Origin of the sequence: Streptomyces canus (genome assembly GCF_030816965.1) — a bacterium.
Taxonomy (GTDB): Bacteria; Actinomycetota; Actinomycetes; order Streptomycetales; family Streptomycetaceae; genus Streptomyces; species Streptomyces canus_E.
In genome coordinates, this window is record NZ_JAUSYQ010000001.1 from 140,472 (window position 1) to 149,395 (window position 8,924).

General features: G+C 67.7%; 6 protein-coding genes and 3 pseudogenes. 5 read left to right on the plus strand and 4 right to left on the minus strand.

The annotated features are described in order from the left end of the window. Positions 1–152: 152 nt before the first annotated feature. Positions 153–297: pseudogene (locus QF027_RS00695) on the plus strand (IS5/IS1182 family transposase); the annotation flags it as partial. A 424-nt stretch (positions 298–721) separates the two neighbouring features. Then, positions 722–1,333 carry a DinB family protein gene (locus tag QF027_RS00700; protein WP_307072084.1) on the plus strand — a complete coding sequence of 204 codons (612 nt, stop codon included), beginning with the start codon at positions 722–724 and terminating at the stop codon, positions 1,331–1,333. 251 nt (positions 1,334–1,584) lie between these two features. Here QF027_RS00700 and QF027_RS00705 read toward each other — a convergent pair whose 3' ends face one another. Both QF027_RS00705 and QF027_RS00710 read right to left on the minus strand, forming a co-directional pair. After that, on the minus strand, positions 1,585–2,247 hold the full coding sequence (locus tag QF027_RS00705) for a maleylpyruvate isomerase N-terminal domain-containing protein (RefSeq protein ID WP_307072085.1): 663 nt from the start codon (positions 2,245–2,247) through the stop codon (positions 1,585–1,587). Positions 2,248–2,438: 191 nt separating this feature from the next. Next, a pseudogene (locus QF027_RS00710) lies at positions 2,439–2,607 on the minus strand (ATP-binding protein); the annotation flags it as partial. Between the two features lie 143 nt (positions 2,608–2,750). On the opposite strand from QF027_RS00710, the gene QF027_RS00715 reads away from it, so the two are divergent. The 3 genes from QF027_RS00715 to QF027_RS00725 all read left to right on the plus strand — a co-directional run bounded on the left by QF027_RS00715 (position 2,751) and on the right by QF027_RS00725 (position 5,272). After that, positions 2,751–3,602 (plus strand): MerR family transcriptional regulator, encoded by an 852-nt coding sequence (locus QF027_RS00715; RefSeq protein ID WP_307072086.1) that lies wholly within the window; start codon positions 2,751–2,753, stop codon positions 3,600–3,602. Between the two features lie 316 nt (positions 3,603–3,918). Further along, a complete protein-coding gene (locus QF027_RS00720; RefSeq protein WP_307072087.1) occupies positions 3,919–4,395 on the plus strand; it encodes a hypothetical protein in 477 nt (158 codons plus the stop codon). Between the two features lie 85 nt (positions 4,396–4,480). After that, positions 4,481–5,272, plus strand: a complete 792-nt coding sequence (locus QF027_RS00725; protein ID WP_307072091.1) for an IS5 family transposase — start codon at positions 4,481–4,483, stop codon at positions 5,270–5,272. Positions 5,273–5,498: 226 nt separating this feature from the next. Here QF027_RS00725 and QF027_RS00730 read toward each other — a convergent pair. Beyond that, a pseudogene (locus tag QF027_RS00730) lies at positions 5,499–5,714 on the minus strand (transposase); the annotation flags it as partial. 241 nt (positions 5,715–5,955) lie between these two features. Next, positions 5,956–8,358 carry a DEAD/DEAH box helicase gene (locus tag QF027_RS00735; protein ID WP_307072092.1) on the minus strand — a complete coding sequence of 801 codons (2,403 nt, stop codon included), beginning with the start codon at positions 8,356–8,358 and terminating at the stop codon, positions 5,956–5,958. Positions 8,359–8,924: the final 566 nt, after the last annotated feature.

Below are 8,924 nucleotides of genomic sequence, written 5' to 3' on the forward strand. Positions count from 1 at the left end.
CCCGCCCTCTACGCGTTCTGTTGACCGTCCGGATGCTCCTACCCCACGATCCACCCGACTGTCGCCAACGCACTGACCTGGCAGTCCTGAGGTCGTCCGGAGCGGTTGCCAGCGAGAGGAGGCTGCTTGACGGGCCGTGGGATGATCTTGAGATAGCTGGTGTGGTCACGGCGTCGGAGCCCTCTTGGACAGCACCGTTCACCGGGCTCAGCCCACGTGACCTTCGGCAAGCTGGTGACTGTGCTGCGGCGCGATGGCGCTGATTCGCCGCGACGGGGACGGCCGTCTCGACGACCGTGCCGACTCGCTCATCCACCAGGAGGTCACGTACCTGATCACAGTCGCGCTCCGGCAGCGTGACGGTGGCGAAGTCCGGAGCGCCATCGGGACTCCGCGGCGGCCCGTGCTCGATGAGTTCGCGGCGTACGGCGGCCACTCGATCCCGCCACTCGCCTGCGACTCCGTCCGGTTGCACGATGGAGTTCACCAAGCACACTCCTTTTGGCTGAGGGCACGGCATCGACGGTGTCACGTACTGCCGCGACATCGCCGACATCCACGACCAGCTCATCGAGCTCGGGCAGATAGGCCGGCTGCGCACCCGGATCGCCGACGAACTCGGCATCGATGCTGACCCGAAAGCCATCGGCCCCAGGCGGCTGATCCTCCTCGGTTCGCCGCCAGTGATGGACAGAGATCATGCGAGCGGCAGACTGGCCCCATGACCGCATCAGATCCCAAGGCTGATCTTCACTTTTATCTGCAGTCCGCCCGTGATGCCCTGCTATGGAAGCTCGAAGGGCTCTCGGAGTACGACATCCGCCGTCCGTCGACGCCGACCGGCACCAACGTTCTCGGCCTGGTGAAGCACGCGGCCAGCGTGGAGCTGGGCTATCTCGGCGACACCTTCGGACGGCCGTCCGGTGAACCGCTGCCTTGGCTGGAAGACGGTGCCGAGCCGAACGCGGATATGTGGGTCACCGCCGACGAGTCACGCGAGTACATCGTTGAGCTCTACCGCCGAGCGTGGACCCACGCGGATGCGACGCTCGACACGCTGGCGCTGGACACGATCGGCAAGGTGCCATGGTGGCCCAGCGGTAGGGACGAGGTGACGTTGCACCACGCCGTGGTGCGCGTGATCGCTGACACGCACCGGCACGCTGGCCATGCCGACATCATCCGGGAGCTCATGGACGGTGCCGTGGGGATGAACAAGGGCAACGACAGCATGGCGCCGGGTGACTCGGCATGGTGGGAGAACCATCGGAGCCGACTGGAGCATGCAGCTCAGGAAGCCGAGCGACGGATAACTTCGGACCAGATCAACTGAGACAGTTTGAGGCGAGATGGGCAGCCGCCCGGGCGGCTGCCCATCGAGGCAGATAGCGGCAGCTGTCTGTAAGCAGTTCTTTCGGCTCCGCTGCACCGAGTTGTTTTGGCTCCGCTGACGGGCTGGACGGGGCGTGCGGGAGGGGGTTCGCGCCGCTGTAGCAAGGAGATTTGGCCCCACTTCGATCGGGTGGTCCCGCTGGCCGGGACGGGGGTAGATCTCGCCGGGCACCCAGGCGGGCTGACGGTCTTCTACGGCCTGCTGTCAGCGCGGGGTGTGCCGTACCAGCGCCACGTGGCAAGGCGCGGACGACCGGGAAGTTCTGCGCGGCCGGTGGCCCAAAGGAGGGTTGGCCACCGGTCGGTATCGGTCGGGGTGTCGGGGAAGAGCCGGTCCAGCACGCGGCCGCATAGGTCTGCGGGCGGCGTCCAGTCAATGCCCAGGCCCTCGGCGACGTCGTGGGTGTGCACCAGGGTCTCGACGATGCCCATCGCGGCGAAGCCTTCGGGGTCGGCAGGGCCGAAGATGTGATGTGCCCGGACCGTGGGTGGCGTCGTGCGGACGATTGCGGTCAGCAAGGCGCCGCTGGCATCCAGTACTTGCAGCAGACCGGCTGGGCCGGCCTCGCGGTCGGCGAAGACAGCATTCGCGGGGCCGCCCGGCCTCTTGCGGCTCCACGCGAACGGCACATGGGTGTCCAGCGGCGGGTTCGCCGGGCTCAGTTGGACGGCGTAGGAGAACAGGTCGTCGGCCAGGTGCTCGACCGTCTCCCAACAGTCCCACTCCAGGGAACCGGCCTTGACACTCCAGTCCGGCGCGTTCGCCCCGCGCAGAGCAGCGAGAGCCAAACGGACGGCATGTTCGACATCGGTCGCGGTAACGGGGCCGCTCGGTGATCCCTGTGCTTGAGCCATGACGGGACCGTATCAATGATCCTCCGACCCAAGGGAACCCATGTTCGACTTGAAGGCGGCGAGAGCCAGGCCGTTTCCGGTGAGCCTTTCGTGGCTCCGCGCTAAGTGGAGCCAGGTCAACTTCTTACGTCGTGGAGCCACTTCCGGTCCGTGCAGTGGAGCCCAAAGAAGTGCTTACAAACAGGCAGCAGTCAGCCAGCCTTGGCGGGTTCCTCGGCTCGTGCTCGGGTGCTGGCGAGGCGGTAGGAGTCGGTGCCGGTTTCGATGAGGTGCCGTTGAAGGTGAGGCGGTCGACGATGGCGCGCAGAGGCGTGGGTCGGTGAAGGTCTTGGTCCAGCCGCCGAAGGACTCGTTGGAGGCTTAGGGCTCCGAACAGAATGAGGCGAAGGCGTGGCTTGCCGTCGGACCTGCCGATCTCGCACCGGTCCGGGCCGATAGCCACATTTTCATAGGTGTGAGTGCCCGTTTGAGGTTCCCGCGGGGCAGGGTTCTAGGTTCAGGGGATGGTGGATGGACCTGAGCTGATCACGGTCGGTCAACTGGCACGCCGTGTCGGCCTGACCGCGAAGGCGCTGCGGCACTACGACCGGGTGGGACTGCTGGCGCCTGCCGTCGTCGACCCCGACACCGGCTACCGGCTCTACGGCGCCGAGCAGGTCGCGCCCGCGCGGCTGGTGCGGCTCCTGCGCTCGGTCGACGTCCCTCTGGAGCAAGTGCGTGCGTGCCTGGCCAAGCCGGACGACGAGGCCGCGATCCAGCAGGTCCTGATCCAGCACCGGCGACGGCTCCAGGCACGCCTGGACCGGGTCCGGGGCGATCTCCACCGAACAGACCATCTGATCGAGGACGGAGTCACAACAGCGATGACCGACCAGGACACGCAGCAGAGGACCGAGGGCGCCGCAGGCGACGAGCGGCGGGTGGCCGTGGACCTGTTCAACGGGGTGTGGCGGTTGCTGGAGCAGGAGGACCGCAGCGTCGAGGACGACGACCGGATGCTGCACATGGCGCACGCCTCGCGCTACCACTGGGGCCAGGTGGGCGCCCCGGTGAATCTCAGCCGCGGCGAGTGGCAGTGCTCACGCGTCTACTGCGTGCTGGGCCGGGCCGAGCCCGCCCTGCACCACGCCCGGCGCGGCCTGGAGATCTGCCGGGCCCACGGCATCGGGGACTGGGACCTGGCCTACGCCTACGAGTCCCTGGCCCGCGCCCACGCGGTGGCCGGCGACAAGGACCAGGCCCGCACCTGGACCGAACAGGCCCTGGCCGCCGCCGAGGACATCGCCCAGGACGAGGACCGCGAACTGGTCCTCACCGACCTGGAGGCCATCCCCGCCCAACCGCGCTTCTGGTAACCCGCCCGGCCACCGACCCGCCCGGACCCCCACACGTGACCTGGAGGTACATTGCTGTGACCGGTACCACCCCCGCCCTTCCCGCCCTGGCCGACCTGGGGCAGTTGCGCAACCAGGCCAAGGACCTGCGCCTGGCCGTCCAGGGCAGTAAGCCCGGTGCCGCCGAGCGCGCGGCCAAGACCGGCCCGGTCGACCCGGTCGATTTCTCCATACGCGACGCGCAGCATGTCATCGCCCGCGAACACGGCTTCGCCCGCTGGCAGGACGTGGTCTTTGCGTTCGGTAACCGCCAACCGCGCGCACGTGATCTGCACCCATGGGTTCGCCGTCGAGCTCAACCACGCGCTCGGGGGCCTGCTCTTCGACCTCACCCCCGGACACCTCGCGCGCCGAGCAGGACCGGGCCCTCTACCAGGCCTACGCGGCGTGTTACCACTGGCTGGAGGCGGGCACCCCGGCCCACCACGGCCGCGGCGAATACACCATTGCCCAGACTGCCCTGGCCATGGGCCGCCCTCAGGTTGCCGCCCACCACGCCCCGCGCTACGCGGAGTTGATCGCCGAGCACCCGGATGACTTCACCGACTGGGACCGGGCCTTCGCCACCGAGGTCCGGGCCCGGACGGCCGCCGCCACCGGCACCCCGGACGCGAGGGAACTCAAAGCCCGCGCCCAGCGCCTCGCCGACCGCCTCGCCGACCCCGACGCGCGCGAAGTCGTGCAGGACCGCCTGGACCGCGGACCTTGGTTCACACGGGAAGGGCAGCCCGACGCCACGGGCCCAACGGAATGAGCATCCCTCAGTCTGCCCTCTCCTCGCCGATACGAGAGTGCAAGCGGGTACGGGTACGGGGGCGGGCACGCGCAAGCCGTGGGAGATCGAGGACGGGTTGTGGGAGCGGATCGAGCCGTTACTGCCGGTGGTGGCGCGGCGCTGCCGTCACCCCGGACGCATGCGGCTTGAGCAGCGCAAAGTCATGTGCAGGATCCTGTTCGTGCTGTACACCGGGATCCGGTGGGAGGTCCTGCCGCAGGAGCTGGGCTTCGGCTCCGGGATGACCTGCTGGCGGCGGCTGCGCGACTGGAATGAGACGGGAGTGTGGCAGCAGTTGCACGAGCTTCTGCTCGCCGAACTGCGCGCCGGCGACATCCTCGACCTGTCCCGCGTCTCCGTCGACGGCTCCCACCTGCGGGCCCTGAAGGGCGGGGACGCCACCGGGCGTTCACCGGTAGACCGGGGCAAGACCGGCAGCAAGCACCACGTCATCGTCGACGCCCACGGCATCCCGCTGGCCGCCACCGTGACCGGCGGCAACCGCAACGACGTCACCCAGCTCCTGCCCCTGATCCACGCCGTGCCACCGATCCGCGGCAAGCGCGGGCGACCCCGCCGGCGCCCCGATGTGCTCTACGCGGACCGCGGCCACGACCACGACATCTACCGCCGCCAGGTCCGCGAGCTGGGCATCCGCCCGCGCATCGCCCGCCGCGGCACCGGGCACGGCAGCGGACTGGGCAAGAGCCGATGGGTCGTGGAAGCAGCCCTCGCCCTCCTGCACTGGTTCCGCCGACTGCGCCTCCGTTGGCAGATCCGCACCGACATCCACCAAGCCTTCCTCACCCTCGGCTGCGCGATCATCTGCCGGCGACGCCTGAAGACCTCATTTTGATCTGAGTCCTTGAGCACGCAGACAAAGGAACGCCGGAAGAGCGCGAACAGCTCGTGACCGTGCTGTCAGCCTCGAAGGTGCACTCATGCGGGGACTCACCATAGGCAAGTACTCCGCCCAGCCCACAGCCGTCCCGGACCTTCCTGCGGCCTGCAAACACCGCTAGAGCGTGTCTCTTTGATGGGTCGGTCAGTTGATCGGATGTGTCTGTCCGATTAGTGAGCACTACGGTCCAGCCGATGTCGTCGACGGCAACCGCTGCGGCGAGGACGGCGGCGAAGATCTTCTCCCATGTGCCGTCGACGGCCCACCTGATCAGCCGCTTATGGGCCGTCTGGAACGAGCCGAGCTCCTCGGGGGTGTCCCGCCAGGGCGAGTTGGCGCGGTACTTCCACGCGATGGCCTCGAGCGTGCCGCGGTGATCGGCCCAGCGCCGTCCCCTGGCAATGTGAACCTGGCCAAGCTCACCAGCAACACCGACGTTCCGCCGCGAGCCACCGAGCTTTCCGTCCGGATGCTCCGCCACGGCTTCGCTCTCTACGAGAAGGCCGCGGTCGCCACATAGCCCGAGCGGGGAGCGACCCGGGATCCCAGTGCCTACACGCACTCCAGTGCAATGCCGCTGGCCCGGGCCAACGAAAGACCCCGGGTCGTACAAAGCGTCCGGGAGCGGCCCAACAGCGTCAGGATTCCGCCCAGTTGAGGCCGAGGTCGGCGAGTGCGGTGAGTTTGTCGGTGGTCAGCTTGGCGCGGCGGCCCTTCTGGTTCATGATCCACACTCCGAGTCGGACTTCGGTTCCGTCTTCCAGTCGCTCTACGTGCCCCCGTGGGACGGTCACGGAGCCCTCCCGGGCCTTGTACCGTGCCAGGGCCGCTACACCCCGCTCGAAGGCCCCCACGGGCGTCGTGGACGGCTTCGCGGGTGCCTCCGGCTCCGGGGCCGGGGCGAGCGGTGTGATGCCGAGTTGTTCCATGCGCTCGCGCTGCCCGTCCGTCAGGCCCTCCCAGACCTTCGGCGTCCGCTGCCGGGCCAACCACTTCCCGATGTCCATGCCGTGGACGGTGACGCCGGGCAGGACTTCCACCGCGCCGGCTTGGCCTTCTTCGTCGCGTACGAGTTCGCGCAGTGCGGCGTAGTGGCGTTGCCATTCGGCCGGCCACTCCGGGTTCCAGTCCTCGTCGACGGCTTCCAGGGCTGTCTTCCATTCGGGATGGCCCTCCAGCGTGCCGGGTCGCCGCACATTCGCGAGCCACATCCCCAACGGCTTGCCCAGCATCGTCGCCGACCTCGGTGCGCAGAGGGTCCAGTGCTGGTCGTAGTACGCCTTGGCGGCCTCCAGGTTCTCCTGGAACCGCTCATCCGCGACGGACCAGACCATGCCGAGCTGTTCCAGCCGCTGGGCGCGCCGGCCGGTCATCTCCCCGGCCCCGTACGCGCGTCGCTGTTCTGCGACCCATTGCCCCAGTGGTGTCGCGCCCTCGCGGTGTCCGTAGGGCACCCTCGCGTTCCCGACCCGCTCGACGTACGTCTTCAGCTTCGCCCAGCCGCGGGCCCAGTCCTGACGCTCGGTGTCGATCACGTTGAAGGAGACCCAGTCCGCGACCATCACCGGATCCCGGGGGGCCGCGAAACGCAGCAGCAGGCGAGACTCGTCCTCGCCCTCTTCTGGGGCGACACCGATGTTCACGGACGGCTGCGCCACGTCCTTCTGCGGCTCCTGCGGAATCGCGAGCAGTTCCACGGCCTCTTCATCGTGGGCCCGCAGGCCCTCCAGGACTTTCACCAGGGGCCGGTAGGAACCGGAGGTGAACATGTCCTCAGGCTGCTCTCCCGGCTGGAGGAACACCGGCACGATCAGGGAGGCGAGCTTGCCCTGCCCGGGCTTCTGCCGCAAAGCGCGCCCGATGGCCTGGACGATGTCGTGCGGCGCCCCCTTGGGGTCCAGCAGGGCAACTGAATCCACGGCTCTGATGTCGACGCCCTCACCCAGGACCCGGCAGTTCGAGAGCACGGCCCGCTGCGCCGTGGACCCGAACGAACCCAGAACCTCCCGCCGACGCTCGGGGACATGCTCCCCGCACAGCCAGTCCGCCCAGATCCGAGCCGGGAACGTCTCGGGCTGATCGGTATGCAGCTTCGCCGCAACCCGCTCCAGACCCTCCGCGTACGCCTGAGCCTCGATCGTCCGGTGATGGAAGGTGATGCACGTCGACAGGTCATGCTGCGCCATCGTGTGCAGCAACGCGGCCTGCAAGGCTCCAAGGCGCTGCCCGCGTACCTCTTCCGTGTGCCGCTCCTCGCCCATCAGCTTCTCCGGCGTGACGACCGGGTCCTTCAGCTCCAGCACGATGATCTGGTACCGCGCCAGCAAGCCCCGGGAGACGGCCGACGCGAGCGAGAGCTTGTACAGGACCGGCCCGAAGACCTTCTCGTCATCCATGGAAGCCGCCATCTGACGCGGCAGCGGATCCCGCACCCCCTCAGCAACCTCCCGGCCCAGCCGCTCCTCCCAGATCCGCGGCGTCGCCGTCAGATACAACCGCCGCAACGCCGGGATCACACTCTGATCGTGGATGTCCGCCCACGCCTTACCCATCGACCCCGACGTCCGGTGCGCCTCATCCACCACCGCCAGATCCACCGGATCAAGCTTCTGCCCGTAGACACCCTCGAACGCCTCCGCCAGAACACCCAAAGACGCATAGGTGGCGTAGATGGTGACCGGCCCCTGCCCGTGCCACAGCGCCAACTGGACCGGGTTCGTCGTGGAACGCACCTTCAACGACCACAGCTCCGGGTCGTCCTGGAGCGAACACACCGCAACCGCCGGCCCCCTGTGCCCAACCTCGTGCCACGCCCTCACCGTCTGCGCCAGCAGATCCAGCGTCGGCACCAGCACGAGCACACGCCCCCTGGGCACAAGCCGCCTCGCCGACACCGCAGCCATAATCGTCTTCCCCGTCCCACACGCCGCGTGCACCTGCCCACGAAGACCATTCCAGGGAATACCACCCGGCGGAACATCAAGACCCCGCACAATGGCGGAAACGGCCTCGATCTGGTGATCACGCAGCTTCACGGCCATGCCCCGTGTTCTCCTTTTTCTCGGAATGCGGCACGTAATAACAAATAGAATCCAGGCGCAAGGTGCGCGGCGGTAGGGGTGTAGCATCTGATCCCAGACTCTACACAGCCACAAGTCATGATGCATCACCCATACGCCAACTTCACACCCGAGGATGGCACAGTGACTCAATCTCACCCACGAACGGTCGACTGTCCTATATACAGACAGGGTTTTGATGAACAGTGGGGACAGGTAGACGGTGGGGGAGAGGTTCAGGGTGGAGCGCAGCGGAACCCCGTCACTACAACAAGGCGCCGGCACTCCGTCAGGCCGACAGTGCGTCACATCCCTTGCAGAGGTAGTGGCTGGGAATCCCAAACCCTACACAGTCCCGCGCGCGATGCACCCCCTCTTGCCGCCAGCCCCAGGAATCCCGCTTGCGGGATTCCCTCAATTCGCGCTTACGCGAATTGAAACGCACTCAGAATTCCGCTTGCGGAATTCGATTCCCGCGCTTGCGCGGGAATCTGGCGGAGCGTCAGCGGAGCCGCTCCCTATGCAGCGCGCCAGCGCTGCATATCCCG

Excerpts from the sequence above, each read along its gene's own strand:
- QF027_RS00705 (WP_307072085.1), bottom strand. The coding sequence starts at position 2,247 with ATGGCTCAAGCACAGGGATCACCGAGCGGCCCCGTTACCGCGACCGAT.
- QF027_RS00735 (WP_307072092.1), bottom strand. The coding sequence starts at position 8,358 with ATGGCCGTGAAGCTGCGTGATCACCAGATCGAGGCCGTTTCCGCCATT.
- QF027_RS00700 (WP_307072084.1), top strand. The coding sequence starts at position 722 with ATGACCGCATCAGATCCCAAGGCTGATCTTCACTTTTATCTGCAGTCC.
- QF027_RS00715 (WP_307072086.1), top strand. The coding sequence starts at position 2,751 with ATGGTGGATGGACCTGAGCTGATCACGGTCGGTCAACTGGCACGCCGT.
- QF027_RS00720 (WP_307072087.1), top strand. The coding sequence starts at position 3,919 with ATGGGTTCGCCGTCGAGCTCAACCACGCGCTCGGGGGCCTGCTCTTCG.